Raw genomic sequence first — 26,204 nt, forward strand, 5'->3', positions numbered from 1 at the left:
GACGATTCTATTTTCGATTACGGCAGCAATGGCGAAGTCTTCCAAGCTGGTTGCCGCCAAGCGCGGCAAGGTATTGTTGGTTCGACGCCGGTCGGACGGCCTGTGGATGTTCCCGGGCGGCCGCAGACGTGCGCGCGAGTCCGAGAAGGACTGCCTGCGGCGGGAGATCAAGGAGGAGCTGCCCAAGCTGAAGCTCGGCAGGATCAGCCTCTGGAAGGAAGTGAAGGCCAGGAACAAGCGATCCGGCCGCAAGATGAGCGATGCGATCTTCATCGCCAAGGGCGCCAAGGGCAGGCTCGCGATCGGCGACAAGAAGGAGATCGACCGCGCCGCCTGGCAGAAGCCGCGCGGCATCCGCCTGACCCCGACCTCGCGCTATATCCGCGACCGCCTGTTTCCGAGGAAGCGGCAGCGGTAAGCCAAAGCACGATGAGATCAGGTTTGATGGCCGCGACAACGGAGGTGCGCTCTCTCTCCCGCTCTTGTCCGCCGAAGCCTTGGCGAAGGCGGGGGAGGTCGACGAGCCTGCGGCCAATCGATTCAACCCAAAGCCATTTCCTCTAGTCTTCTCGGCCCACCGAACGGCCCCGCCCGGCGAATGACCGCGCCGCGCGTGGCTCGGGCGCGACGCGCCTTATCGCCTCGGCCTCGCGCTGCTCCTTGCGGGCCTTGCGCGCGTTGCGCATCGCGCGCTTGACGAAAGGGTGCTGCGAATCCTCGGCGAAGAACAGCACCACCTCGCAACTTGGACATTGCCTGGAATAGCCGTCCTGCAACCGTCCCGCGCGATCGCGGAACACCGACTTGCAGCGCGTGCACTGAATCTGGATGAAACTCATGCGCGACCGACAATGACTGATGGAAATGGATCGTCAGGTGATCGCAAATGTCTGAAGAAAGCCTGAAGGCTTTGGCGGATTTCCGGGAGGTCTTGCCACGGCCGATGTCGCGTGCGCGACGGCGATGCTCGCAAAACGCGGCGAGGCGCCATCGGCCCATCGCGACCGGCGGCAGCCTCAGGTCGTCAAAGCTGCCCGACCAGCCGCTATTGCTTGGCCGCCATCGTGTCCAGGCAATGGTTGAGAAAGGCGGTGCGATCCCTGGGCAGCACCTTCTCCAGATCCGCCTTCATCGCGCATTCGCGCTGCCGCAACTGCTCGGCGCGGCGCTTCTCGGCCGCCTCGCGGTATTCAGGAGCAACCTTGTTCGGATCGACCAGCGGTTGCGAGCGGGCGGGGGCCGTCGCAAGGAGTGCGATGGCGGCGATGAAAATGAATGGTTTCAAATGAGCCTCCGTAAAAGGGGGCATCCTAGCGCGCGGCGCGCGCAGGCTCAAACCGGAGGTGCGGTACCCCGTTCCGGATGATCGGGCCGCGCCAACAACCAACAAGGCGTGTGAACCAGTTCACACGCGCGCGGTGCATTCGCTGCTATGAAAGCGTCATTGCCTGACCAATTCATTTTTTTGACGAAACACCCCAGCGTCCAAGCGCTGGGGTTTTTCGTGCCGGCCATGCGGGCAGGGCGCGCGCGATTGCAGCAGCCACTGCATCCAGAGAAGCAGATCCCGCGCCGCGTCGGATGCTTCAGCAGCGGCGAGTTCCCCGTCCGTGGGGCGATCAACAGCCAAAAATTTCGGAAGCGCAATGGCGCCCCGAACGTTGCCACGAGGCGTGCGTTGGCAGGGCAAATCCCATATGCATGGCGGCGAGCAGCCGAATCGACAATGAGGCGGCTCGCGTTGGGTGACAGTTTACGATCAGAGACGGATTCAAGTGAGGCTTACCAAAAAGGCGAAGGCGACCAAGACATCGCCGAAGAAAGGCAAAGGGTCGCAGCGCGCCACGATCTCGTCTTCGTCGCCCCTCGGTTCGATGGCTCTCCATCTGCTTGCACAATGGAAGCAGTCCGGACGCAGCGGCATCGTTTTTCTCGCCGAGAGCGAGAACAGGGCGGAGCGGCTCGGCAGCGTCATTCACGCGCTCGATCCCTCCTGCGAGGTCCTGGTGTTTCCGCGATTGAACACTTTGCCGTTCGATCAGCTCGAACCGTCCCACGAACTCGCAGGGCGCAGAGCCTCCGTGCTGCGACGCCTCGCAAAATCCAGGAAGCCGCTGTTTCTGGTCTCGACGGCGGAAGCCGTGATGGAGCGCCTGCCGCCGCCTGCGAGCCTGTCGCGCCTGAGCGTGAGCTTGAAGGTGGGCGGCGCGTTTTCCGAGCGCGACCTGCGCGGACGCCTCGAAGCCCTGGGATACGATCTCGAGGACGCGCCGGACTATCCGGGCGGAGCCCTGTTTCACGGGCAGACCTTCGAGATATTTCCCGCGGGCGCGCTGGGGCCGTTCCGGATCGAGCATTCAGGCCGTGCGATCAGCCGCATCGTGGCGTTCGACCCGAAAGAGCACGACATCATCTTCGAGACCAGCGAGCTTCTCGTCGATCCCATGTCGGAGCGGCTTGGCTTCGCCGGCAAACGCGGCAAGCGCGCGACGCTGTTCGACTATTGCGGGCGCGCCAAATGGATCGCCGATGCAGGGGTCCCGCTGCACGTCGACGGCTGGCTGAGCACGATCGAGGAGGCGGCGCCTCGCGCGGAGAGGGAGCGCGAATACATCGGACGGCGCGACTGGAAGCAGCTCTCCAGGGGCATGAAGGTGTTGCCGCGGACGGCGTCCTTCCAGCCCATCCCGGAGTTTTCGAAGCTGACCTCCGCCAGGAAGGCGCTGCGTGCCTTCGTCGAAGAGACGCGGCGGGCCGGTTCGCGGCTGATCCTGGTCGCGGCGCAGGAGGACGACCTGCGCGTGATGGAGCGGATGAGCGGCGTCAAGGCGCAGCGCTGCGCGGATTGGGACGCGGCGGCGCGCGGGCGGGGCGGCGAGGCGGCGCTTCTGGCCGATCTCGATGCGGGTTTCGTCGTGCCGGGGAAAAAGTCTCTCGTTGTCGTGACGGCCTCCGACGTGCTCGGCAGCCGGGCGCATCATCCGCAGCCGATGGCGCGGGCCTGGAGCGCGGCCTTCGACCATGCCGACGTGCCCGAGCAGGGCACGGTGGTCGTGCATCTCCAGCGCGGCCTTGCGGTGCTCGACGGCCTGCAGACCGTGAACACGGGCGGCGGCGCGCTGCGCGAGATGATCCGCCTGGTGTTCGCGGGCGACAATGCGGTTCTCGTGCCGCCGCCCGATCTGGCCCTGATGTGGCCCTACGCGACGGAGCCCGGCAAGCTGGCGCTCGACAAGGCGGACGGCAGCACCTGGTGGGCCCGCCGCACCGTGGCCGAGCGCGAAATCCAGATCGCCGGCAAGGCGCTGGCCAAGCACATCAGCCAGCGCCGAAGGCGGCGCGCCGAAAAGCTGGTTCCGCCGGGATCGGCCTACGAGAAGTTCGTCGCGCGCTTTCCTTATTTCACGACGATCGATCAGGCCAAGTCGATCCACGACGTGCTGGATGATCTTGCCTCCGGCCATCCGATGGACCGGGTGATCTGCGGCGACGTGGGATTTGGCAAGACCGAGGTGGCGCTGCGGGCGGCCGCCGCCGTGGTGCTGTCGGGCAAGCAGGTGGCGATCGCGGTGCCGACGACGGTGCTGGCACGGCAGCACGTCGCCACGTTCCAGAAGCGTTTTGCTCCGTTTGGCATCGAGGTCGGCAACCTGTCGCGGGCGACCTCCGGCGCGGAGCTGCGCGAGACCAGGGAGGGATTGCGCAGCGGCCGGATCCAGGTCGTGGTCGGAACGCAGGCGCTCACGGCAAAAGACGTGAAGTTCGACGATCTCGGCCTCGTCATCATCGACGAGGAGCAGCATTTTGGCGCGGCGGAGAAGACCAAGCTCGCCGGCCTCGCCAAAAATGTCCACGTGCTGATGATGAGCGCGACGCCGATCCCGCGGACGCTGGCCGCCGGCCTTGCCGGCTTCCGCGATCTCAGCGTGATCGCCTCGCCACCGGTGCACCGGCTTCCGGTCGCAACCAGGATTGCGCCGCTGTCGGATGCGGCCATTGCGTCGGCGTTGCTGCGCGAGCAGCGGCGCCACGGCCAGAGTTTTCTGATCTGTCCGCGCATCCAGGATCTGGATCCGATGCTGGCGCGGGTGCAGGCGGTGGCCGGCGATCTTCGCATCGTGTGCCTGCACGGCAGATTGGCGGCCGACGAGATCGACGACCGGATGATGAGCTTCGTCGAGGGCAGGGCCGATGTCCTGCTCGCGACCAACATCGTGGAGAGCGGCCTCGACATTCCGCGTGCGAACACCATCGTGGTCTGCTGGCCCGAGAAGTTCGGCCTTGCCCAGCTGCATCAGCTGCGCGGACGGGTCGGCCGTAGCGGCATCCGCGCCTTCGCCCATTTGCTGACCGAGACGAGTTCCGGGCAGTCCGAGAAACGGCTGGCCGTGCTCGAGGAGTTCAGCCGGCCGGGCGCCGGCTTTGCCATCAGCGAGCGCGATCTCGATCTCAGAGGTGCGGGCGACCTGTTTTCGGAGCAGCAATCCGGCCATGTCCAGGTGTTCGGGCCCGTGCTCTACAGCCACCTGCTGAAAATGGCCTCGGAGAAGGTCGACGAGGAGCGGGCCGCGGTGTGGGTGCCCGACCTGAACCTGCCGGTCGCAGACATGCTGCCCGAGACCTATGTGCAGTCGGAGCCCGTGCGGCTCGAACTCTATGCGCGCGCCGCAAGATGCAGCAGCGAGGACGACCTCGTCGACCTCGAGGAGGAAACCTCCCGCCGTTTCGGCCCGCTGCCGAAAGTCGCGCGCGATTTCTTCGCCGCCGCGGAGCTCAGGCTCGAATGCAAGCGAAGGGGCATCATCCGGCTCGACGTCGGCCTCGGGGCGGTGGCCGCAACATTCCTGCCCGGACGGTTGCGGAAGTCGCGAGGAAAGTCACTCCAGCGCGACGGCGATCGCGTCGTCTATCACAGCCAGATGCGTGATGCGCCGTTCGAGCGGGTGGAGGAGTTGTTCGAGGCGCTGGACGAGACCTGAGGGGCGGACGCGCCGGATGAACCTGGCCAAGTGCATCGGCCAAATGAATCGGCCAAGTGAATTAGACAGGTGCATCAGACGGGCGGAGCCCGTCACTTCGAGGCGTGGTCGATCTTGTGCCCCAGATGCCCGGTGTCGTGATCGCGGCGCAGCTGGCTCAGCGACGTCTCGTTCAGCTGAAGCAGGACCTCGCTGAGCTGGGTCGCATCGGGATAGCCGGCCGCAAAACCCTTTCCGTAGATCTTGCGCAACGTGCCGACCAGCGTGTTGCCGTGCTTCTTGCTGATCCCGCCATCCTTGTCCCGATGGCGAGCGTCCAGGCCCGATTCCTTCATGGGTCTCTCCCTGTGCGGCGTCTTCAGCGCCTGGAGAGAGCGTGCTCCCAAATGAGTTGATTGGCAACGGCGCGGCGCGCGGGCGTCGAGCGCCGGTTCGTGCCCCGGGTAGTGCAGGCGGTGCGGCTACGCGGCCTGCTCCTCGAACGAGGTGTATACGCGGCCAGTCGGATCAACGATCTGAACGTCCCAGCATCCGTCCTCGACAAGCTCTCTGGCCTTCTTGAGGGCGGCCTCAAGTGACAGCCGCTTGAGGCTGACGATGCCTGCCGTGTCGAAACCGTTGATTTCAAACATGCCGCTCCCTCCTGTTTTGCTGAATCCTACACCATTCTGGGGAGTTGTCTCGCGGCTTTGTGGCGCTTCGAAGCCGGCTGCCGCATTGCTCGTTCCCTCGCATGGACCCCGTAATCGGCCGGGGTGGCTGGGCCTGCCAGGTGGCCAGGCCGCTAACGTGGAATTAATCCAAAAAGCTCACAATTTTAGACAGTTGTGTAGATGGGTGCTGCGTAAAGGAGGCGTCGCGAGGACGTTTCGGCGACGGCTTCCTTTTGCTCGCTCATTTGAGGTCAATGCACGTGACCACGACATTCGAAGCGCAAGGCCTCGTCGAACAACTCGACCCCGCAGCACTTGCAGCCGCCGCAGCAGCATCCGAGCCCGCAGCCGCGGAAGCTCCAGCACCGATCAAGCAGTCCAGCCGGACATCGGTCCTGGCACTGTCGGTGTGTGCCTTGGCCATCAACGGCTCGGCGGCCATCTATACATTGCCGTCTGATTTTTCGTCGCTGAATGTCGGCAGTCTGGCTGAACTGCTTCCGCGCCGGGAGGCTTCCGTGCCGAAACCGGATCCGGTTGTCGCTGCCTTGAAGGATATCCAGTCGGCCCAGCAGCAACACACGGCTTCGCTGCAGGAGAACAACAACGCTTTGCAGCAAAATGCTGCTCTGCTGCAGCAGGATTCAATGGTGCTCCTGTCTCTGCGACAGAGCATCACGGACGAACGGGTCGATGTGAGGAAGATATCTTCGCAGTTGTCCGCGCTCATTGCGAAGGTCGATACGCTGCAAAATACAATGATGTCGGACGTCACGTCCTCCATCCGAAGAGCGCAGGCCCGCTATGGACTGTCCGCAGCGCTGCGCAAGCGGATGGTCCGGCAGTCGAAATCCGTAGGGCCAGTTTCGGTTGGAGGAGCGCCGCTGAGTACGCCTGCTACGGTTTCAGCTCCGGAAAGCTGAAGATAGGTCAGGCAAATCGCTTGGGACGACTGGCCCTCGAGCTCACGCTGGCGGGTCTTCTCGTCATGCCAAGCAGGCCACGATGGCGAGCACGACCTCGGCGCCCAGGTCGCCTGAGTACATCGTGAAAAGGATGCCAGCACCAAGAACGACAGCAAAGATTTTGAGAACGATCATCTTGAGATCCCCTCGTGAATGACGGGAGACTGGGCGCGGATTGTTTCCTGAGTGCTTCGCGTGATGCGGTAAACGGTTTCATTCACCGAGACGTTATCCGTGAGGGGCCGCCCGGCTCAGAAGGGCCGCAACAGGGAACCGCTGCGGCCCCCTAGCCTCGTTCGGTCGTTCGTTGCGCAAGAGTTTGCCGTTCCTGTCCGGAACACTACTGCCAATGTTGGGAAACGAACAGAACGGCGCTCCGAGCTGTGAGTAAGCTCGGAACTGCTTGAGCTTCCCCAAGGTCCAAGCACCCCACGGCCCCGGCCTCAACGCCCACCACGAAACCCCACGGCCGGGGCCGTTTTTCCGCGCTATCGATAGCCCATTGCCGGCATCGGCGGCCTGTCCCTATTGAAGTCTGGCCGGACGTCAGCGCCGCGCTCGCCGCAGGCAGTGCAAATGAAGCGCGGCTCGATGTCGGACAGCCGCACGTCATCTGGCCAGCGGTTCGCGCTTAGCGCGGTAGAATGTCCGCAGCGGTAGTCAGTGCAATAGATCAGAACGCCTCGGACGCCCATCTCGCCGAAGGTGATCTTCACCGGGCGGCCATCGACGCGGGTAGGACGTCGCGGATGGCTCCGCTCTATTTCAGCCTTGAGAAATCCAGCGACATCAAAACCAGCACGACCGCTTCATCTCAGACTAGAAGCACAGAAGCCCAGCAGTCGCATTGGTTGAAACAACGTAATTGGAAACGGCCTTTGGGAAGGCAGCGAGACGATGTTGGGAATATCTCAGTTGTTGCATGAGCGTTGCACGATAAGAGCGTCGCCGATATCGCCTAGACGCTGCCGGATGTAACGCTATGAATCTATTCTATTTATTGGTGAGCGCGCTGGGGCTCGAACCCAGGACCCCGTGATTAAAAGTCACGTGCTCTACCGGCTGAGCTACGCGCTCCCATGGCCGCTGATGGCTTCAAAGATATCACCATCGTCTTCGGACATTCGAGAAGCATGTCTTGCCGCTGCGCTTAAGCTTGCGTCGCGGGGAAAAACCGGCTGTTTCCGGATCATGCTTTCGGCCCGCGCTGTGTAGGGGGATGGGGCGCTGAGGTCAATAGCACGGGTGGCTGCCGAAACTCCTGGCAGGAGCGGGGATTTGCTCGCGGCATCCGCAGCTTAAGCCGGAATTTTCAACCCGACTGGCGGCTCGCTATCCCCGCCGAACAGCGCAGGTGGCTCGCCGGCGCGGAGGTTTCGCCCGCGCCGCGAGGCGTTCGTACCGTCAGTTCGCCTCGCGCCGGACCTCGTTCGGCACGGCTTGCGGCGTGCCGGCGGGGGTCGGCAGCGCGACCGGGCGCAGGCCGATCAGCTCGGCGGTGCGGATCGCGCTGTCGCGCCAGAACTGGAACGAGTTGATGCGGCTGAGTTCGAGGATGGCGATCGCGACCGCGGCCAGGAACGGCAGGCTTTGCAGCACCAGCACGCCGGCGAAGATGTAAATCTCGGTGATCTGCCTGAAGCTGTTGGAGGCGATCAGCACGCCGGCGCCGATCAGGAGCAGGGCGCCGATCACCGCCTCCCAGAACGCCTGGAACTCGATCGACATCCTGGACAGACCGCCCTTGGAGGTGCGCGCGAACGCGATGTGCTCGGTGATCAGTCCCTGCGCCACCGCGCGCGACACCGTCCATTGCACGCTCATCGCCGCGATCATCGCGCCGAGCATCTGGCCGGGTTTGATCGCAACGCGCGCGCGGTACATCGACAGGAAATGCGCCAGCGAGACGACGAAGGCGCCGATGATCGGCAGCGTCAGGATCTTGTCGGGGATCGCAATGTCGGCGAAGGCGACGATCGGCACCCAGACGAGGTTGAGCAGCGCCACGACCACGCCGAGGCTTTCGGCGCCCAGCCAGTTCAGCCAGCCGAGGCCATATTCGCGCTTCTGGTCCGGCGTCAGCCGGCTCCTTCCGGGCAGGAAGTGCCGCCAGTGCTTCTTGACGATCTGGAGGCCGCCATAGGCCCAGCGGTGACGCTGCTTCTTGAAGGCCTCGTAGGTGTCGGGCAGCAGGCCCTGGCCGTAGCGGTGGTTGGTGTAATGCGTGACCCAGCCGAGTTCCTGGATCGCAAGGCCGAGATCGCTATCCTCGCAGATCGTGTCGCTCGACCAGCCGCCGGCCATGTCCATCGCGGCGCGGCGGATCAGGCACATCGTGCCGTGCACGATGATGGCGTTGGCCTCGTTGCGCTGGACCATGCCGATGTCGAAGAAGCCGGCATATTCGCCGTTCATGATGTAGTGCATGATCGATAGATCGCCGTCGCGATGCTCCTGCGGCGCCTGCACGAGGCCGACGCGCGGGTCGGCGAAAGCCGGCACGAGGTCCTTCAGCCAGTCGGGGTCGACGACATAGTCGGCATCGAGGATGCCGATGATCTCGGCATCGACGGCGGTGCGGTCCATCGCGATGCGCAGCGCGCCGGCCTTGAAGCCCTGCACCTTCTCGGCGTTGATGAACTTGAAGCGTTCACCGAGCGTGCGGCAATGGTCCTGGATCGGCTGCCAGAAGGCGGGATCCGGCGTGTTGTTGATGATGACCACGCATTCGTAGTTCGGGTAGTTCAGCCGCGACAGCGCATCGAGCGTCTGCTTGAGCATCTCGACCGGCTCGAAGTAGGCCGGGATGTGGATCGAGACCTTCGGGTAGTAATTCTCGGGAACGTTCTCGACCGGCTTGCTCTTGGCGAGCAGCCGCTGCGGCGGCCGGCCGAAGGCCACGGCCGCGATCTCGTCGACGCGGGCCATCGCGATCAGCACCAGCGGAACAAGCAGGATCATGCCGAGCGTCAGCGCGAAGGCCGAGCCGAAGATGAAATAGTGGCCGTTCCAGAACGCGAACACGGTGGCGGCCCAGGCGCCGACGCCGTTGGCGGTCGCCGACAGCAGGAACGCCTGCTTGGCGGTCGGCTGCTGCAGCCGCAGGATCGGCAGCGACAAGAGGATGCCGACCAGCAGCGCGATCGTCATCAGCTTCCAATAATCAGGGTTCTCGACCGGGCCGGTCCAGGCGAATTTCGGCTCGCGGCTGGCGTTGAGGATGCCCCAGTACGGACCGACGCCGCCTTCGAAGAATTTCCAGGGCTGATCGATCGCCTCGACGATGTTGTATTCCATCCCGATGGCTTCGGCGCGGCTGACGAAGTTGCGCAAGGTCAGCGCCTGCTGGAACGGACCGGGGTCGGCGTTGCGTAAGTTGTAGCCCTGGCTCGGCCAGCCGAACTCGGCGATCACGATGCGCTTGCCGGGGAACAGGTTGCGCAGCAGGTTGTAGCGGTCGACGGCCTGGTCGACCGCCTGGTCCGAGCGGAAGTTTTCCCAATAGGGCAGCACGTGCGCGGCGATGAAATCGACGTTGGAAGCCAGGTCGGGATTGTCGCGCCAGATGTTCCAGATCTCGCCGGTCGTGACGGGCACGCGGACCGAGCCCTTGACCTTCTTGATCATGTCGATGAGGTCTTCGACCTTCTGCTCGCCGCGGTAGATCACCTCGTTGCCGACCACGACGCCGACGACGTTGCTGTTCTTGCGGGCGAGTTCGATGGCGGCCTTGATCTCGCGCTCGTTGCGATCCTTGTCCTTGTCGATCCAGGCGCCGACGGTGACCTTGAGACCGAACTCGGCCGCGATCGCCGGCACCAGTTCCACGCCGCCGGTGGACGAATAGAGGCGGATCGCGCGCGTCATCGTCGACAGCGTCTTCAGGTCGGCGCGGATTTTCTCCACCGTCGGGATGTTGTCGATGTCGGGATGGGCCGAGCCTTCGAACGGCGCGTAGGAGACGCTGGGGAGCAGGCCCCTGAAGTCGGGCGCGGGTTCCCTGTCGCGCATGACTCCCCAGATGCCGGCGTGAAGCGCGGACACAAGCAACAGAACGGCGGCGACAACGCGCATCGCGGCTAAACCAAAAGGGGCTGAGGTGGCAGGGATGCGGATCTGACCCCGAGATCCGACCGAGTCCGCGGCAAATGGAGCATACCTCTGCCGCGCGGTTTCACAACTGTCATGGCCTCATGTCCTTACGAGGGCATGGCCTTTTTCGAAAAACGCGTGGCAGTGCCAATCGTTTCTATGGCCGATCGTTCCTGAACGGAGGCTGAAGCGACCCGCTTCTATTTCTGGGGCGCAGGTGTCGGGCTTGCCGCAGGCGAGGGGCTCGCGGCCGGCTGCGGTGCCTGCGCATTGCCTGATGTCGGCGCCGCCGGCTGGGAGGCCGCGGCCGCCGCCTGCTGCGGCTGGGAGGCCGGATTGATCCAGCAAGCATGCACACGGCTGTCCAGGGTTTCGGCGACCTTGGGATCGATCTGGCCGCCGAAGCGGGTCAGGCAGCGGAAGGCGGCCTGGATGTGGCCGCCGGGGCAGCCGAAGCGGTCGTAGAGGTCGAGATGACGGAACGCGGTATCGAGGTCGTCCCGCCACATCAGCCGCACCACGCGCCGGCCGAGCCAGACGCATTCGGGGTTGCCGGCCGGGCCGTTGATGACCTGGGCGGCTTCGGCGAACTCGTCGGTGCGGCGCTGGTTCTGGGCGGCGTCCTTGGCGGCAGCGTCGGCGGGCTGGGCGGCGGCCTTGCCCTGATCAGGGGCGGGCGTGCCGCTCTGGGCGGAGGCGCCACCGAGACCAGCCAGGGCCAGAAGAGAGGTCACGGCCAAGGTGGCGGCGAACTGCCGCAGGACCGCATTTCGTGACTGACGCACCCGTTGCCGCATGAATTCCCCAACTTCTCCGCTGACCGCCGCGTCAGGATCCCGCGGACGCGTCGGTGATGGCGTCCAAATGGGTCTCCAATGCGGCGGAAAATTCCCGGCGAGTTGCATGACCTGTATTTCGAATTTTGTCCAGCAAAGTCACGATCCTAGGCCTCTGTCGAACGGCCGCAGGTAAATTCCGTGGGAGGGAGGGATCCGCTTCGAGCCACCCCCCTTGGCAGACGGCGCGCGAGCAGGTAATCGACGGCGCTTCGCGGAGGACGGAACCGATTTCACTTCGTACGCCACTGGCGCTTCTGCTCGTTTCACTGGGTGCGATTGCTGCCGTGTGGTGGTGGCTGGCCACGCCAATCACGCTCGCACGCGCCCCGATCGATCCCGCCGACAAGGTTCAGTGCGTCTCCTATGCGCCGTTCCGCGGCGAGCAGTCGCCGTTGGACGCATGGACCCATATCGAGGCCGACCAGATCGAGCAGGACCTTCGCCAGCTCAAGCAGATCACCAACTGCGTCCGCACCTATTCGATGGAGAACGGGCTCGACCAGGTTCCGGCGATCGCCGCAAAGGTCGGCGGGCTCAAGGTGCTCCAGGGCATCTGGCTCTCCAGCAACCGCACCAAGAATTTTGAGCAGGTCGCGCTCGCCGTTCGCCTCACCAAGGAGTTCCCCGACCTCATCACCGCGCTCGTCGTCGGCAACGAGGTGCTGCTGCGCGGCGAGATGACGACGGCCGATCTCGTCTCCATCATCCGCTCGGTGAAGGCGCAGGTCCGCGTGCCCGTCACCTATGCCGACGTGTGGGAGTACTGGCTGAAGAACCGCGAAGTCTACGACGCGGTCGACTTCGTCACGATCCATATCCTGCCCTATTGGGAGGATTTCCCGGTGAAGGCGAAATTCGCCAGCGCCCATGTCGAGACGATCCGCGAGCGCATGGCGGTGGCGTTTCCCGGCAAGGAGATCCTGATCGGCGAAACCGGCTGGCCGAGCGAGGGCCGCATGCGCGACGGCGCGCTGCCGTCGCGCACCAACCAGGCGCGCGTCGTCTCGGAAATCCTGAGCCTGGCGAAGGCGCAGAAGTTTCGCGTCAATCTGATCGAGTCCTATGACCAGCCGTGGAAGCGCAAGCTGGAAGGCACCGTCGGCGGCTATTGGGGCCTGTACGACTCGGTGCGGCGGAGCCTGAAATATCCGCCGGGTGAGCCGATCAGCAATTTCCCGTACTGGAAATGGTACATGGGCGCGGGCATGGGCCTCAGTGTGCTGGTGTTCGCGGTCGCGCTGATCACGCTGCGCCGGCGGCCCTGGACGCCGCGCTTCTCGGCCTGGCTCGGCGTCGCCATCTCGGCGACGACGGCAGGTAGCCTGCTCGGCGTCGGCGCCGACAAGGTGTTTTACGAGAGCTACGGCATCGGCGGCTGGCTGCTGTGGGGCACGCTGCTCGCGGCCGGGATCCTGTCGCCGATCTTCTGCGCGCAGGCGCTGGTGATCGGCCGCAGCCTGCCGACCTTTCTCGACCTGCTCGGCCCGAGCGAGGGACGGAAATGGTCAAAGCTCACCGCCGTGCTCGGCCTGACGCTGGCGGTCGCGGCGGTGATCGCGGCACAGACCGCGCTCGGCTTCGTGTTCGACCCGCGCTACAAGGATTTCCCCTACGCCTCGCTGACGATGGCGGTGGTGCCGTTCGCGATCCTGATGCTGAACCGTCCGCAGATCGGCGTGCGTCCGATCGCGGAAGCGGTGTTCGCGGGCGTGCTGGCGCTATCGGCGGCCTATGTGCTCTTCAACGAAGGCCGCGACAACTGGCAGTCGCTGTGGACCTGCGCGATGTATCTCTTGTTCGCGCTCACGCTGTGGCGGGCGCGGGCCGAGCAAAGCCAAGAATGAGCAGGCCGATCGCCAGGCCCGACAGCACGACATTGTAGAGCACGATGCCGAGGCCGGCGGCGATGATGCCGACGGTGAGCAGCACGATCGACGGCCGCATCAGGTTCAGCGTCGCAACCACCAGCGCGACGATGCCGAACACCGAATTCTTGAACAGCACGGTCGAGACCGAACGCGCCTTGCACATCAGGGTCTGAAGCCCGGCATCGCAGGCGAGCGCGACTTGCGAGAACTCGATCGCGAGATAGCGCACATAGAGCGCGCAGCCGACTGTGACGAAACCGACGACGAGCAGGAACTGCACCTGGTAGGGCGAGAGGCGGAAGGGCTTTTTTGTCATGCGCGCAATATGGTCGGGATGGGGGGAGGGGGCAACAGGGAAGGTGGAGGTTTTCTGCGGATTCGGGCGAGTTGCCGGCGATTGAGGTGATCCGCAAAGCGCGCCGCTCTCGGCCGTCAAATGGCTTAGGTCCCGCCGACGCAGGCAGCACCCCAAACCGATACTATGAGGCGTTCCACTCGGCGCGCGGATTTTCTTCGGGTAGCTCCGGCACGTTTTCCAGATCTGCGTAGGGAATGCGCCATGGCCGTTCGTCATTGAAGGCCACGTTCCAGGTTTGGCAGGAAAGACAGCGAATAGTTATGCCCTCTGGTATGTCGCCTCCGCGACATACGATGTGGTCACAGCGGGAGCATATAAAGTCAGTCAATCCAGGTCGAAATCGGATATCTTGACCAATAAGCGGAGTGACGCGTTGGAATGATAAGACCGTCCTCGATGTTGCTTTCATCATCTTTCGAACGAGCCTGTGGGGGTGGTCGTTGTGTACCCCGCTCACGACAACGTAGTCTGGGAATCCAAGATCGCTAAACAATCTTACTCGCACGACGTAGAAGCGGCGGCCATGATGGGTTTCCATGTCGAGCCGGATGGCATGTCGTGGGCTCTCAGCCGGTCTGTTTTTGACTAATCCGCCAACGAGCCAATGAATAGGAGTTTCGGGCGCCCCCACGAGAGTCGGGGTCAGCAGAGGTTGAAAGTTCTTGTCGCCTAGTTCTGCGACAGTAAATGCATGAGCAATCTTAGCGAGCATTCGCCCAAAACGGAGGGGATCGGTTCGACCTGTCGGGACTGAAATTCCGGCGTCTTCTAAGATTGCAAAAAGTTGTCCGTTTGGCACCCCAAGCACTCTTGGCGTAGAGCCAGTCCACGCAGGATGATTTTGGGGAAACTGGAAATACATCTCCAGGTTGCTCTGGCGTAGCGGGTGAGGAAGCAAGAGCTGTGGCAGCGGCAATCTTGGTAACAGCAGATGAACCGGATACTGAGCGATAGGGATTTGGACTGTTCTTTCCGATCCGTCAGGCATTTTTTTCTGGGCAGGGAGGGTCTTCGGTCTGTCTTTGGGGCGCTTCGTTGGAAGGCCGACCTGATATCTAAAGGCGCCCAGCATGTTCTTTTGGCAGAATTGCTCTGCTCGATTAATGACGCGTTCACACTCAGCGCAGCTCGCTTCAGGAAGTATTAGGTCTCCTCCCAACCCCTCGGGGATAATGTGTTCATCCCCGAGCTTCGCTCTCCTCTGCGAGTAGGAGGTGTCGCCGCAATAGATGCAACGCTTAACCGGGGCGTATCTCATGGAGCAATTCTCGAGGAGAGTGGCGGTCATGGAGGTGGTCGAATCTTTGGCGAGGATACCAAGCCAACGTTCGGCAATCGGTGCAAAGGAGCCCGCCGCAGGTGCGGCGTTTACCGCCTGAAGAACGATGTCAGCGTCGATCCCGCCGACGCGGTCTCGGGCTTGGCCTGAGCCGCTGGCTGCGGCGCCACAGGTGCAGGCGCGGGCTCCTCGCGCTTCGACGAGCGCTTGGAGGAATAGCTGCGGCGGCGCTTGTCCGGTTTTGCATTTGGCGCGGGCGCCGGAGCGGTCTCGGCTTGCGGCGCCGCGTCCTGCGTCTTCTCGGAGTTGTTCTCCTGAACCCGGTCCTGGGACTTCTCTTGTCCCTTGTCTTGTGCCTTCTCCGAACCGCCGCGCATCGACAGCCGCTGGCCGTCGAACACGGTAGTCTCACAGTGGCGGTTGCTCTCGGATAGCCCGGCGCAGAGCTTTGCGGCGGCCGCGGCGTTGATCAGCGGGCCGGCACCCAGGCGGAGCTGCATGCCAAGGCCAGTGGTGCCTTCCTTGATCATGATGATCGGCCGCAGAGCTGCGATCTCCGGATTGGATTTGGTCACGCCGCGCCAGAGCGCGCGCAGGCCGTCGATCGAGTTGGCACCGCCGAGATCGATCGCGAAACGCGTCTGCTGAACCGCGATCGCGGGAGCCTCGCTTTCGGTTGCCTCCGAAGGCTTGGCCGATGCGGCTGCGACTTCGGTCGGGGCGGGTGTCGGCTCGGGCTTTTTCTCCGTGGCCTTCTCTGTTGTCTTCTCGGCCGTCTCGGGTTGAATCAGTTTCGACGCAGCCGGATCAGGCGGGGACATGATCGACTTGGAGGACACCAGCGGAAGCATCGGCAGCGCCGATGTCGTCGCCGGCGACGGCTGCACGAGGGAGGCCGCGGCCGCGCTCTGCGGCGGCGGGCTCGACGGCTCCTTTGCGGCGTCCTTCGTAGTGTCCTTTGTCGGCTCCTTCGCCTGTTCCTTCGAAAGTTCCTTGGCGGCTGCCGCGCGCGGCTTGTCGCTGGATGGCACCGGCATCGAGGCGACCGGCGCGACGTTGGGCGCCGCAGGCTGTGCGTCCGGCGCCGACGTGTCCTGCGGCTTCGCGGTCTGCCTGGCGATGGCGCCGGTGACGGAATCGAGCCCTTGCTCCAGCACGGTGACGCGCGAATAGAGCCGGTCGCGATCGGTGTTCAGCGTCTCGACGGCGGCGGCGAGGCGGCGGGCCTCGTTCTGGCTTTCCCTGGTCAGCAGCTGGAGCCGGTCGGCCTGGCGCGCGAGATCGGCGGACGCAACCTGGTCGCGCCGCCAGCCGAGCTGAGCCTGATTGGCCATCACCGCGATGACGACGGCGCCGACGGCCGCAACGCCCCAGGAGCCCAGCCGCCACATCATGCGGCGGTCGAACGTGCTTTCCTCGGCCAAAAGTCCGGAGAACAGCCCGCCAGTCTCCTTGGTGCCGAAGGCATCCGCCAGTGGGTCGGAATCCTTTGCCATGAACGTTAAGTGCCCAGCCCCGTTCAGCTTCCCCGAATCAATCAGGGAACATTAACAGGAAAAGCGTGTCGCACTTGAATTCCGGGCGTTTGCGGGGGTAGCAAGGCGGGCAGCATGAGGGCGGCCCGCCGCCTGCCGCGCAGTTGATTCGGCCGTATCTGACAGGATTGCGATGACCGCCCGCTCCAGCCTCACGATCGTGCTCGCCGCCGGCGAAGGCACGCGCATGCGCTCACACCTGCCGAAAGTGCTGCATCCCGTCGCCCACCAGACGCTGCTCGCCCATGTGCTTGCCGCCGCACCCAAGGGAACCGGCACCGCGCTCGCCGTCGTGGTCGGCCCGGATCATCAGGCGGTGGCCGATGAGGCGAGGCGCATCCGCCCCGACGCACTCACTTTCGTGCAAGACGAACGGCTCGGCACCGCGCATGCGGTGCTGGCGTCGCGCGAGGCGATCGCGTGCGGCGTGGACGATCTGCTGATTGCCTTCGGCGACACGCCGCTGATCTCGGCCGAGACCTTTGCGCGGCTGCGCGCGCCGCTGGCCAACGGCGCCGCGATCGCCGCGCTCGGCTTCCGCGCCGCCGATCCCGCCGGCTATGGCCGCTTCATCGTCGAGGGCGACCGCCTGGTCGCGATCCGCGAGCAGGCCGATGCCAGCGAAGCAGAACGCAAGATCGATCTGTGCAATGCCGGCGTGATGGCGATCGACGGACGCCGCGCGCTCGCGATCCTCGACAAGATCGGCAATGCGAATTCCAAGGGCGAATATTATCTGACGGATGCGGTCGAGATCGTCCGCGAACAGGGATGGGAGTCCGTGGTGATCGAGACCAGCGAGGACGAGGTGCGCGGCATCAACACCAAGGCGCAGCTCGCGGAAGCCGAAAGCGTGATGCAGGCGCGGTTGCGCAAGGCGGCGATGGAGGCCGGCGTGACGCTGATTGCGCCCGAGACCGTCTATCTGTCCGCCGACACCGTGTTCGGCAAGGACGTCACCATCGAGCCGTTCGTGGTGGTCGGCCCGGGCGTCTCGATCGCCGACGGCACGGTGATCCATTCCTTCTCGCACATCGTCGAGACCAGGCTCGGCAGGAACGTCTCGATCGGACCCTATGCGCGGCTGCGCCCCGGCACCTCGCTCGGCGACGGTGCGCGGATCGGCAATTTCGTGGAGACCAAGGCGGCGACGCTGGAGGCCGGCGTCAAGGTGAACCATCTCTCCTACATCGGCGATGCCACCGTCGGCGCCAATTCCAACATCGGCGCCGGCACCATCACCTGCAACTACGACGGCTTCAAGAAGCACAAGACGGTGATCGGGCAGGGCGCCTTCGTCGGCAGCAACTCCTCGCTGGTGGCACCGGTGAAGATCGGCAACGGCGCCTATATCGGCTCCGGCTCGGTGATCACGCGCGACGTGCCTGACGATGCGATGGCGCTGGAGCGCAACCAGCAGACCATCAGGGAAGGCGGCGCGGCGCGCTATCGCGAGATGAAGACGGGCGGCAAGAAGCCGGAGAAGTGAACACTATTCGTCGTCGGCGAATTCGGAGAAGATGGCGCGGGTCAGGCGCCAGCCGCGCGGCTTGGCGCGCTTGACCGGTTCGCCTTCCTGGTGCTTGACGAAGACGGGCTTGCTTTCCTTGCCGCGCTGGGGCGGCGGCCAATGCGCCAGGTGCGTGCCCGAGGTCTCGCTGGCACGCAGATACATCGACGAAAGACCTTTGCGGTCGGACGAGCCTTTCATGGCCTTGTTCTCCTGACCGGGAATCGTTGGCCAAATATGTTGACAACAAGTTAATGTGCGCGGGTTAAGGCCGGCCACATCGACGCAGGCTGAACATGGTTCCGGCCGGATGCTGTCTCAATCAGCAATAATTATTGAGTATCTGGTTCCTTAGGAACTTCGCTAAAAACTGAGCGCGTCGTTTTGGCGATTTTTCGACGATTTGGGGGATATTGATCGGCATGTGCGGGATTGTCGGCATTCTCGGGCGCGCACCGGTTGCAGAGCAGTTGGTGGATTCGCTCAAACGTCTTGAATATCGCGGCTATGACTCCGCGGGCGTCGCCACGCTCGAGGGCAAGCATCTCGAGCGCCGCCGCGCCGAGGGCAAGCTGAAGAATCTGGAGAAGCGGCTCGAAGCCGAGCCGCTCAAGGGCACGACCGGCATCGGTCATACCCGCTGGGCCACCCACGGCAAGCCGACCGTCAACAACGCCCATCCACACGCGACCGAGCGCGTCGCCGTGGTCCACAACGGCATCATCGAGAATTTCCGCGAGCTGCGCGAGGAGCTCGAGAAGAAGGGCGCGGTGTTCCACACCGAGACCGACACCGAGATCGTGCTGCATCTCGTCGACGATTTGCTCACGCGCGGCAACAAGCCGGTCGAGGCGGTGAAGCTGGCGCTGGCGCGGCTGCGCGGTGCCTTTGCGCTCGGCTTCATCTTCGCCGGCGATAACGATCTGATGATCGGCGCGCGCAACGGCCCGCCGCTCGCGATCGGCTATGGCGACGGCGAGATGTATCTCGGCTCCGACGCCATCGCGCTCGGCCCGTTCACCGACACGATCAGCTATCTCGAGGACGGCGACTGGGTCGTGCTGACCCGCAAGAGCGCCACGATCTTCGACAAGGACGGCCGCGCGGTCCGGCGCGACAAGATCAAGCACGCCGCATCGACCTCGCTGGTCGACAAGGCCAATTACCGCCACTTCATGGCCAAGGAGATCCACGAGCAGCCGGAAGTGGTCGGCCATACGCTGGCGCGCTATGTCGACATGGCGACCGAGCGCGTCTCGCTGCCGGTCAAGCTGCCGTTCGACTTCAAGAACATCCAGCGCATCAACATCACCGCCTGCGGCACCGCGAGCTATGCCGGCTTCGTCGCCAAATACTGGTTCGAGCGTTTCGCGCGCGTGCCGGTCGAGGTCGACGTCGCCTCCGAATTCCGCTACCGCGAAGCGCCCTTGCGCAAGGGCGATCTCGCCATCTTCATCTCGCAATCGGGCGAGACCGCCGACACGCTGGCGGCGTTGCGCTATGCCAAGGCCGAGGGCGTGCACACGGTGGCCGTGGTCAACGTGCCGACCTCGACGATCGCGCGCGAGAGCGAGACGGTGCTGCAGACGCTGGCCGGCCCCGAGATCGGCGTTGCCTCGACCAAGGCCTTCACCTGCCAGCTGATGGTGCTCGCGAACCTTGCGATCGCGGCCGGCAAGGCTAGAGGCGAATTGTCCGACGAGGACGAGACCAAGCTGGTCCATGGCCTCGTCGAGGTCCCGCGCCTGATGTCGGATGCGCTCACCACCGAGCTGCAGATCGAGAAGCTCTCGCGCGAAATCGCGAAGTCGCGCGACGTGCTTTACTTGGGCCGCGGCACCAGCTTCCCGCTTGCGCTCGAAGGCGCGCTGAAGCTGAAGGAAATCTCCTACATCCACGCCGAGGGCTACGCCGCCGGCGAGCTGAAGCACGGCCCGATCGCGCTGATCGACGAGACCATGCCGGTCGTCGTCATCGCACCCTACGACCGGGTGTTCGAGAAGACGGTGTCGAACATGCAGGAGGTCGCCGCCCGCGGCGGCAGGATCATCCTGATGACCGACGCCAAGGGCGCGGCGGAGGCGACCGTCGATTCGCTCGTCACCATCGTCATGCCCGACATGGCGGCGGCGTTCACGCCGATGGTCTATGCCGTCCCGGTGCAGCTGCTCGCCTATCACACGGCCGTCATCATGGGCACCGACGTCGACCAGCCGCGCAACCTCGCGAAATCGGTGACCGTGGAATAGGCAGAACGGATCAGGCCGCGCTCTTCCAAAACCTGCTAGAAAACCCTAGCTTGAGTGTAGCGACCGACCTGGAACCCGAATGACCGCCCGCGACGACGCGCCTGCGCCGCTTGATCCCATCCCGGAACCGCATACCGGCCTGATGGGCCGCTTCCGCAACTATTTCCTGACCGGCCTCGTGGTGACGGGGCCGATTGCGATCACGTTCTATCTGGTCTGGTGGTTCGTCACCTGGGTCGACGGCGTGGTGCGGCCGTTCGTGCCGCTGGCCTACCGGCCGGAGACCTACCTGCCGTATGTCGTTCCGGGCTGGGGACTGATTGTCGCATTCTTCACGCTGACGCTGGTCGGATTCCTCGCGGCCAATCTGATCGGCCGGACGCTGGTCGATATCGGCGAGACCTTTCTCGGCCGGATCCCGGCGGTGCGCGCCATCTACCGCGGCCTGAAGCAGGTGTTCGAGACGCTGTTCTCGGGCAAGGGCTCGAGCTTCCGCAAAGTGGGCCTGGTCGAGTTTCCCTCGCCGGGCATGTGGTCGATCGTGCTGATCTCGCAGTCGCCGAATGAAGAGGTCGCGCGCAGCCTGCCGGGGCAGGAGGAGCACGTCTCGGTGTTCCTGCCTTGCTCGCCGAACCCGACCACGGGCTTCTTCTTCTACGTGCCCAAGAGCAAGATCGTCGAGGTCGATATGAGCACCGAGGATGCCGCGACGCTGATCATGTCGGCCGGCGTGGTGCAGCCGGGCGCGGCGCCCGACCCGAAGAAGGCCGCGGCGCTCGCGGGCATGGCGAATGCCGCGCGCATCGCCAATGCGTCGGCGCTTCAGCCCCAGCCTGCGAAGGTGGAGTAGGGCCATTCCCGTGCGGGATGGCCGCGTTCACGCAGGCACTCGCATCCTCTGCTATTCTTCGGGCTGAACCGGGCGTATTGCTCGGCGTTCGACCTGGAGTGCACGATGTCCAAGACGACGTCCAAGACCATTGCGATCCTCGCGCCCGGCGCCATGGGCAGCGCCGTGGCCCGCCGCCTCAGCGAAAACGGCGCGCGCGTGCTGACGTCGTTGAAGGGGCGGAGCGAGGCGACGCAAAAACGCGCGGCGGACGCCGGCATGATCGGCGCGGACGACGAGGCGATCGCCGAGGCCGACATCATCCTCTCGATCGTGCCGCCGGATGAGGCGGTGGCGCTCGCCGAGCGCCTGGCCGCGCTGATCGTCCGGCGCGCGAAGAAGCCCGTCGTGGTCGATTGCAACGCCGTCAATGTCGACACCGTGCTCAGGATCGAGGAGATCATCGGTTCGGCGCAGGCGCCGTTCGTCGACGCCGGCATCATCGGCTTCCCGCCGCAGCCCGGCGGCAAAAGCCCGGCCTTCTACATGTCCGGCGAGCACGCCGGCGATGTGGCGGTTCTGAAGGACCTCGGCCTCGACGTGCGGATCGTCGAAGGCCCCGTTGGCGCGGCTTCCGCGCTCAAGATGTCCTATGCCGGCATCGTCAAGGGCCTGGCCGGCATCGGCTCGGCCATGGTGATAGCGGCAACGAAAGCAGGCGCTGCGGATGCGCTGCGCGACGAGCTCGCGCTGAGCCAGCCCGCGGTTCTGGCCCGGCTGGAAGTCGCGCTGCCGGACATGATCCCGAAGGCCTATCGCTGGGTCGCGGAGATGCGGGAGATTTCCGGCTTCCTCGGTGCCGATCATCCGGCCAGCCAGATCTACGAGGGTTTTGCGCGCTGGTTCGAGCATCTCGCCGAGGATGCGAAGGGCGAGGCGGCGGATGCGTCGCTGATGAAGGCATTCGCCGCGAGCATCGCGCAGAAGAAGGCCTAGTCGTCCCGCCTGACGCCATCGCCATGGATCACTGGCTGTGCATCGGTACTGAATCCAGAAAACCCTGGATGTCCCGGTCGCGTTTCAAGCGCACGACCGGGACATCCGCGCCATACTGCAAGCGCTCGGCCTCAATGACGGGCGCGCGCTCCGTGTCGTAGCGCCACGCCTCCCGCATCAATTTCCAGTCGAACTGTTCCGGACACCCCTCCGGCAGATCGAGCCGGGCCGTGTCGCGATCGAAGGCCGAGCGCCACAGAATGCGCCACTGACACAGCCAGCGCGGCCGGTCGATCACGACCAGAATATCGGCGCGCGCGAGTGTGAGATCGAAGGCGAGCCCCGAGAAGCTGCCGTCAACGACCCAATCATCGCCCGCGATCGCTTCAGTAACGCGTGTCCGAAAACTCGCCGTGTCGGATGACTTCCAGCCCGGCCGCCAGTAGAGCACGTCGAGATGCACCACCGGCAGCGCGAGCTTTTGCCCGAGCTTCAGGGCAAGGCTCGTCTTTCCGCTTCCCTGGCAGCCAACGACGATGATCCGGCGCATGGTGGGAAGGTTGCATGAAGCCGGCCGCGGCGAAAGGGTAAGTCTTCTGAAACGGCTCTATCCACGTCGTCATTGCGAGCGAAGCGAAGCAATCCAGAACCTTTCCGCGGAGGCAATCTGGATTGCTTCGCTTTCGCTCGCAATGACGAGGAGGAGACGTTGCGAGGCTCATCTGTTATTGTCTCTGCGGAAGCAGTTCTTCTGCAACGGGAGTTCGAATGAGAGTGCTGGTGATCGGCGCAGGAGCGCTCGGAGGCTATTACGGAGCTTGCCTGGTTCGAGCCGGCGGCGACGTGGCCTTTCTGGTGCGGTCCGCGCGGGCGGAGCAATTGCGGCGGGATGGATTGAGAGTTGTGAGCCCGCACGGCGACTTTGCCGTGCAGCCGAAGATCATCCTGGCAAGTGATCTCAAGGAACCGTTCGACGTCGTGCTCGTCGGCGTGAAATCCTACTCGCTCAACGATGCGATGGCCCAGTTTGCCCCGGTAGTTGGCGCCGACACGATGATTTTGCCGATACTCAACGGGTTGAAACATATCGACGCTCTGACCGCGCGGTTCGGCGCGGCGCCCGTTCTCGGCGGGTTGGCGAACGTCAGCGCCGGCCTCGATGCGGATGGTCGTGTCGTTCAGTTCATGGCCAATCAGACGATTGTCTTTGGCGAGATCAAGGGTTCGTTGAGCGAGCGTGCGCTCGCGCTGGAGGCACTGCTTCAGGTCCCCGGTATTGATGTGCGCGCCAGCGAAGCGATCATGCAGGACATGTGGGAAAAGTTCGTCCAGCTCAGCACGCTCGCCGGCATCACCTGCCTGATGCGCGCGAGCATCGGAGACATCCTGGCCGTGCCGAACGGCGAGCAGTCGATCTTCCGGCTGTTCGCGGAATGCTGCGCCGTCGCAACGGCTTCGGGTTTTGAGCCACGAGCTCCGTTTATCGAGTTTGATCGGAAGCTCTTCACGACCCTGGACTCTCCGCTGAAGGCGTCGATGCTGCGCGATATTGAACGCGGTTCGATCACCGAGGCCGAGCATATCCTCGGTGATATGGCCAATCGTGCCCGTGTGCTGAGCATCGACACGCCACTGCTGGACCTGGCCCGTGCGCATGTGGCGGCTTACGAGGTCGGGCGACAAAGAGCTTCTGCGCAATAAGGGAAACTAGCCCGCCCCGATCAACGGGATCGCCTCGTCCCGCTCGTAGAGATACAAGAGGCACCGCAGCGCTTCGCCGCGCTCGCCCTTCAGCTTCGGATCGTCCTTGAGGATGCGCAGCGCCTCGTCGCGGGCCTGCGTGATGAGCTGGCCGTGCACCTCCGAGCGCGCGATGCGGTAGCCGGGCAGGCCGCTCTGGCGTACGCCCAGCACGTCGCCTTCGCCGCGCAGCTTTAGATCCTCCTCGGCGATGCGGAAGCCGTCGGTGGTCTCGCGGATCACCTTCAGTCGTGCCTTCGACATCTCGCCGAGCGGCTCCGAGTAGAGCAGGATGCAGGTCGAGGCTTCCGAACCGCGGCCGATGCGGCCGCGGAGCTGATGCAGCTGCGCAAGGCCGAAACGCTCGGCGTTCTCGATCACCATGATGGTGGCGGCGGGCACGTCGACGCCAACTTCAACCACGGTGGTGGCGACGAGGAGGCCGATCTCGTGGGCCGCGAACTGGCCCATCACGCGATCCTTCTCGGTGCCCTTCATTTGGCCGTGGACCAGACCGACCCGGTCGCCAAAGCGCTTCTGCAGGCTCTCGAAGCGTTTGGTCGCGTTGGTGAGGTGTTCGGTGCCCTCGGCCTCGGATTCCTCGACCAGCGGGCAGATCCAGTAGACCAGCTTGCCGGACTCGAGCGCGCGGCCGACGCCGTCCATGACTTCGCCGAGGCGGCTCATCGCTACCGCGCGGGTGTCAATCGGCTGGCGGCCGGCGGGCTTTTCGCGAAGCTCGCTGATGTCCATGTCGCCGAAATAGGTCAGCACCAGCGTGCGCGGAATCGGGGTTGCGCTGAGCACCAGCACGTCAACGGCTTCGCCCTTCGAGGTCAGCGCGAGCCGTTCGCGCACGCCAAAACGATGCTGCTCGTCGACCACGGCAAGCGCGAGGTCCCGAAAGATCACGTCGTCCTGGATCAGCGCATGGGTGCCGACGAGCAGATCGACCTCGCCGGCTTCAAGTTGCGCCAACAGCTCGCGTCGCTCCTTGCCCTTTTCGCGGCCGGTGAGGATCGCGACGCGCATGCCGGCGCGCTCGGCCAGCGGCGCGATGGTCTTGATGTGCTGGCGCGCCAGGATTTCCGTCGGGGCCATCAGCGCGGCCTGCTTGCCGACCTCAGCGACGGCTGCGGCGGCCAGCAACGCCACCACGGTCTTGCCGGAGCCGACATCGCCCTGGAGCAGGCGCAGCATGCGCACCGGCTGTTGCAGATCCTCGGCGATGGCGGCCGCAGCGTTGCGCTGCGAGGGCGTGAGCGCGTAAGGAAGGGCGTCGATGATCTTGTTGCGCAGATGCCCATCGCCGGCATTGCGCACGCCGGCCGGGCGGCGCAATTGCGCGCGGATCAGGGCCAGCGCGAGCTGGCCGGCCAGCAGTTCGTCGAAGGCGAGGCGGGACCAGAACGGCTGATCGGGCAAAATGTCCGTGAGCTCGACCGGCTGGTGCACGCGGGTGAGCGCTTCCGCGATTGGCGGGAAGTGGCAGCGGCGCATCACTTCCGGGCTGATCCATTCCGGCAAGGCGGGCAATTTCTGGAGCGCTTGCGCGATCGCGCGGCGCAGCGAGCCGAGCGCCAGGCCCTCCGTCAAGGGATAGACCGGGTCGATCCCTGAGAGTTTTGAGATCGCCTCCTCGTCGAGCACCCGGTCGGGATGCACGATCTGCGGCATGCCGTCATACATCTGGAGCGTGCCGGAGACGTAGCGCTTCTCGCCGACGGGCAGCAGCTTTTCGACATAGCCGGGCTTGGCGCGGAAGAACGCCAGCACGACGTCGCCGGTATCGTCGCTGGCGTAGACCAGATATGGCGCCCGCGCGTTGCGCGGCGGGGGCGGGCGGTGGCGGTCGACGGTCACCTCCAGCGTCACCATGGTTCCCTGCACGGCATCGCGAATCTTCGGCCGGGCGCGGCGGTCGATGACCTGGCTCGGCAGGTGCAGCAGAAGGTCAACCAGCCGCGGCGTCTCGTTGCGGCTGAGCAGGTACTGCAACAGCTTGTCCTGCTTCGGACCGACGCCGGGCAGGCTGGTCACGGGAGCAAACAGCGGATTGAGCAGGCTGGGGCGCATTTCTCGCAACATTCGTCATGCGCGGGCTTGCCGTCTTCGCTTAGGCTTCGCCGGCCCGAGATCGAAAGCCCGGCGGAGCCTTTGGCGGAGCAGGGACCCGCGCATCCATCTTTCAATGACGATGGATTGCCGGGTCAAGCCCGGCAATGACGGTCCCCAAACAATTGCAAAAACAAAGAGCTGACACCGGCCGCCCAAGTAGCTATATCACCCCCGCCCGGCACGTCCGGGCTTTC

20 protein-coding genes and 1 tRNA gene are annotated in these 26,204 nt (G+C 64.5%); 9 read left to right on the forward strand and 12 right to left on the reverse strand.

Features of this window, described 5'->3' with window-relative positions; all coding sequences use genetic code 11:
- The first annotated feature begins 28 nt into the window (after window positions 1-28).
- The gene (locus BM118_RS02045; RefSeq protein ID WP_177233952.1) at window positions 29-418 is read left to right on the forward strand and encodes an NUDIX hydrolase; all 390 of its coding nucleotides are present in this window, start codon (window positions 29-31) and stop codon (window positions 416-418) included.
- Between the two features lie 142 nt (window positions 419-560).
- On the opposite strand, the gene BM118_RS02050 is transcribed toward BM118_RS02045, so the two are convergent.
- Both BM118_RS02050 and BM118_RS02055 read right to left on the reverse strand, forming a co-directional pair.
- On the reverse strand, window positions 561-839 hold the full coding sequence (locus tag BM118_RS02050) for a hypothetical protein (RefSeq protein WP_092181551.1): 279 nt from the start codon (window positions 837-839) through the stop codon (window positions 561-563).
- Between the two features lie 206 nt (window positions 840-1,045).
- A complete protein-coding gene (locus BM118_RS02055) occupies window positions 1,046-1,285 on the reverse strand; it encodes a hypothetical protein (protein ID WP_092181554.1) in 240 nt (79 codons plus the stop codon).
- A 589-nt stretch (window positions 1,286-1,874) separates the two neighbouring features.
- Between BM118_RS02055 and BM118_RS02065 the strand changes: the two genes are divergently transcribed.
- The gene (locus BM118_RS02065; RefSeq protein WP_092184193.1) at window positions 1,875-4,979 is read left to right on the forward strand and encodes a DEAD/DEAH box helicase; all 3,105 of its coding nucleotides are present in this window, start codon (window positions 1,875-1,877) and stop codon (window positions 4,977-4,979) included.
- 92 nt (window positions 4,980-5,071) lie between these two features.
- Here BM118_RS02065 and BM118_RS02070 read toward each other — a convergent pair whose 3' ends face one another.
- Window positions 5,072-5,314, reverse strand: coding sequence for a hypothetical protein (locus tag BM118_RS02070; protein WP_092181558.1), 243 nt, complete (start codon window positions 5,312-5,314; stop codon window positions 5,072-5,074).
- A 126-nt stretch (window positions 5,315-5,440) separates the two neighbouring features.
- A complete protein-coding gene (locus BM118_RS41095) occupies window positions 5,441-5,611 on the reverse strand; it encodes a hypothetical protein (RefSeq protein WP_177233953.1) in 171 nt (56 codons plus the stop codon).
- A 275-nt stretch (window positions 5,612-5,886) separates the two neighbouring features.
- Between BM118_RS41095 and BM118_RS02075 the strand changes: the two genes are divergently transcribed.
- A complete protein-coding gene (locus BM118_RS02075; protein ID WP_177233954.1) occupies window positions 5,887-6,555 on the forward strand; it encodes a hypothetical protein in 669 nt (222 codons plus the stop codon).
- 1,043 nt (window positions 6,556-7,598) lie between these two features.
- Here the strand turns inward: BM118_RS02075 and BM118_RS02085 are convergent.
- The 3 genes from BM118_RS02085 to BM118_RS02095 form a co-directional block, all read right to left on the reverse strand.
- Window positions 7,599-7,674 (reverse strand) — tRNA-Lys (locus BM118_RS02085).
- Between the two features lie 327 nt (window positions 7,675-8,001).
- Window positions 8,002-10,671, reverse strand: a complete 2,670-nt coding sequence (locus BM118_RS02090) for a glycosyltransferase (protein WP_092181564.1) — start codon at window positions 10,669-10,671, stop codon at window positions 8,002-8,004.
- A 218-nt stretch (window positions 10,672-10,889) separates the two neighbouring features.
- Window positions 10,890-11,486 (reverse strand): beta-1-3, beta-1-6-glucan biosynthesis protein, encoded by a 597-nt coding sequence (locus BM118_RS02095; protein WP_092181568.1) that lies wholly within the window; start codon window positions 11,484-11,486, stop codon window positions 10,890-10,892.
- A 326-nt stretch (window positions 11,487-11,812) separates the two neighbouring features.
- Between BM118_RS02095 and BM118_RS02100 the strand changes: the two genes are divergently transcribed.
- Entirely contained in the window at window positions 11,813-13,372 is a 1,560-nt protein-coding gene (locus BM118_RS02100; protein WP_244550032.1) for a glycoside hydrolase family 17 protein, read from the forward strand.
- Here BM118_RS02100 and BM118_RS02105 read toward each other — a convergent pair.
- Together BM118_RS02105 and BM118_RS02110 are read right to left on the reverse strand one after the other, a co-directional pair.
- Window positions 13,332-13,712, reverse strand: a complete 381-nt coding sequence (locus BM118_RS02105) for a hypothetical protein (RefSeq protein ID WP_092181571.1) — start codon at window positions 13,710-13,712, stop codon at window positions 13,332-13,334. The genes BM118_RS02100 and BM118_RS02105 overlap by 41 nt on opposite strands.
- Before the next feature lie 1,410 nt (window positions 13,713-15,122).
- The gene (locus tag BM118_RS02110) at window positions 15,123-16,529 is read right to left on the reverse strand and encodes a hypothetical protein (protein ID WP_092181574.1); all 1,407 of its coding nucleotides are present in this window, start codon (window positions 16,527-16,529) and stop codon (window positions 15,123-15,125) included.
- A 172-nt stretch (window positions 16,530-16,701) separates the two neighbouring features.
- On the opposite strand from BM118_RS02110, the gene glmU reads away from it, so the two are divergent.
- Window positions 16,702-18,057 (forward strand): bifunctional UDP-N-acetylglucosamine diphosphorylase/glucosamine-1-phosphate N-acetyltransferase GlmU, encoded by a 1,356-nt coding sequence (gene glmU / locus BM118_RS02115; RefSeq protein WP_092181577.1) that lies wholly within the window; start codon window positions 16,702-16,704, stop codon window positions 18,055-18,057.
- A gap of 3 nt (window positions 18,058-18,060) precedes the next feature.
- On the opposite strand, the gene BM118_RS02120 is transcribed toward glmU, so the two are convergent.
- Complete coding sequence (locus tag BM118_RS02120) at window positions 18,061-18,279, reverse strand: hypothetical protein (RefSeq protein ID WP_092181580.1); 219 nt, start codon at window positions 18,277-18,279, stop codon at window positions 18,061-18,063.
- A 221-nt stretch (window positions 18,280-18,500) separates the two neighbouring features.
- On the opposite strand from BM118_RS02120, the gene glmS reads away from it, so the two are divergent.
- The 3 genes from glmS (at window position 18,501) to BM118_RS02135 (ending at window position 22,152) form a co-directional block, all read left to right on the forward strand.
- Complete coding sequence (glmS, locus tag BM118_RS02125) at window positions 18,501-20,327, forward strand: glutamine--fructose-6-phosphate transaminase (isomerizing) (protein ID WP_092184198.1); 1,827 nt, start codon at window positions 18,501-18,503, stop codon at window positions 20,325-20,327.
- 79 nt (window positions 20,328-20,406) lie between these two features.
- Window positions 20,407-21,177 carry a DUF502 domain-containing protein gene (locus tag BM118_RS02130; RefSeq protein WP_092181583.1) on the forward strand — a complete coding sequence of 257 codons (771 nt, stop codon included), beginning with the start codon at window positions 20,407-20,409 and terminating at the stop codon, window positions 21,175-21,177.
- A gap of 105 nt (window positions 21,178-21,282) precedes the next feature.
- The gene (locus BM118_RS02135) at window positions 21,283-22,152 is read left to right on the forward strand and encodes an NAD(P)-dependent oxidoreductase (RefSeq protein ID WP_092181586.1); all 870 of its coding nucleotides are present in this window, start codon (window positions 21,283-21,285) and stop codon (window positions 22,150-22,152) included.
- Window positions 22,153-22,180: 28 nt separating this feature from the next.
- Here BM118_RS02135 and BM118_RS02140 read toward each other — a convergent pair whose 3' ends face one another.
- Window positions 22,181-22,702, reverse strand: coding sequence for a P-loop NTPase family protein (locus BM118_RS02140; RefSeq protein WP_092181589.1), 522 nt, complete (start codon window positions 22,700-22,702; stop codon window positions 22,181-22,183).
- Window positions 22,703-22,920: 218 nt separating this feature from the next.
- On the opposite strand from BM118_RS02140, the gene panE reads away from it, so the two are divergent.
- Entirely contained in the window at window positions 22,921-23,853 is a 933-nt protein-coding gene (gene panE, locus BM118_RS02145; RefSeq protein WP_092181592.1) for a 2-dehydropantoate 2-reductase, read from the forward strand.
- Between the two features lie 6 nt (window positions 23,854-23,859).
- Here panE and recG read toward each other — a convergent pair whose 3' ends face one another.
- Window positions 23,860-25,968 carry an ATP-dependent DNA helicase RecG gene (recG, locus tag BM118_RS02150; protein ID WP_092181594.1) on the reverse strand — a complete coding sequence of 703 codons (2,109 nt, stop codon included), beginning with the start codon at window positions 25,966-25,968 and terminating at the stop codon, window positions 23,860-23,862.
- Window positions 25,969-26,204 lie beyond the last annotated feature (236 nt).

The sequence above is a fragment of the Bradyrhizobium sp. cf659 genome (assembly GCF_900113725.1).
In the GTDB taxonomy this organism is placed as follows: domain Bacteria; phylum Pseudomonadota; class Alphaproteobacteria; order Rhizobiales; family Xanthobacteraceae; genus Bradyrhizobium.

What these genes read in the sequence shown, in the direction of transcription:
- BM118_RS02045 (WP_177233952.1), top strand. Translation starts at nt 29, where the DNA reads ATGGCGAAGTCTTCCAAGCTGGTTGCCGCCAAGCGCGGCAAGGTATTG.
- BM118_RS02050 (WP_092181551.1), bottom strand. Translation starts at nt 839, where the DNA reads ATGAGTTTCATCCAGATTCAGTGCACGCGCTGCAAGTCGGTGTTCCGC.
- BM118_RS02065 (WP_092184193.1), top strand. Translation starts at nt 1,875, where the DNA reads ATGGCTCTCCATCTGCTTGCACAATGGAAGCAGTCCGGACGCAGCGGC.
- BM118_RS02070 (WP_092181558.1), bottom strand. Translation starts at nt 5,314, where the DNA reads ATGAAGGAATCGGGCCTGGACGCTCGCCATCGGGACAAGGATGGCGGG.
- BM118_RS41095 (WP_177233953.1), bottom strand. Translation starts at nt 5,611, where the DNA reads ATGTTTGAAATCAACGGTTTCGACACGGCAGGCATCGTCAGCCTCAAG.
- BM118_RS02075 (WP_177233954.1), top strand. Translation starts at nt 5,887, where the DNA reads ATGCACGTGACCACGACATTCGAAGCGCAAGGCCTCGTCGAACAACTC.
- BM118_RS02090 (WP_092181564.1), bottom strand. Translation starts at nt 10,671, where the DNA reads ATGCGCGTTGTCGCCGCCGTTCTGTTGCTTGTGTCCGCGCTTCACGCC.
- BM118_RS02095 (WP_092181568.1), bottom strand. Translation starts at nt 11,486, where the DNA reads ATGCGGCAACGGGTGCGTCAGTCACGAAATGCGGTCCTGCGGCAGTTC.
- BM118_RS02105 (WP_092181571.1), bottom strand. Translation starts at nt 13,712, where the DNA reads ATGACAAAAAAGCCCTTCCGCCTCTCGCCCTACCAGGTGCAGTTCCTG.
- BM118_RS02110 (WP_092181574.1), bottom strand. Translation starts at nt 16,529, where the DNA reads ATGGCAAAGGATTCCGACCCACTGGCGGATGCCTTCGGCACCAAGGAG.
- glmU (WP_092181577.1), top strand. Translation starts at nt 16,702, where the DNA reads ATGACCGCCCGCTCCAGCCTCACGATCGTGCTCGCCGCCGGCGAAGGC.
- BM118_RS02120 (WP_092181580.1), bottom strand. Translation starts at nt 18,279, where the DNA reads ATGAAAGGCTCGTCCGACCGCAAAGGTCTTTCGTCGATGTATCTGCGT.
- glmS (WP_092184198.1), top strand. Translation starts at nt 18,501, where the DNA reads ATGTGCGGGATTGTCGGCATTCTCGGGCGCGCACCGGTTGCAGAGCAG.
- BM118_RS02130 (WP_092181583.1), top strand. Translation starts at nt 20,407, where the DNA reads ATGACCGCCCGCGACGACGCGCCTGCGCCGCTTGATCCCATCCCGGAA.
- BM118_RS02135 (WP_092181586.1), top strand. Translation starts at nt 21,283, where the DNA reads ATGTCCAAGACGACGTCCAAGACCATTGCGATCCTCGCGCCCGGCGCC.
- BM118_RS02140 (WP_092181589.1), bottom strand. Translation starts at nt 22,702, where the DNA reads ATGCGCCGGATCATCGTCGTTGGCTGCCAGGGAAGCGGAAAGACGAGC.
- panE (WP_092181592.1), top strand. Translation starts at nt 22,921, where the DNA reads ATGAGAGTGCTGGTGATCGGCGCAGGAGCGCTCGGAGGCTATTACGGA.
- recG (WP_092181594.1), bottom strand. Translation starts at nt 25,968, where the DNA reads ATGCGCCCCAGCCTGCTCAATCCGCTGTTTGCTCCCGTGACCAGCCTG.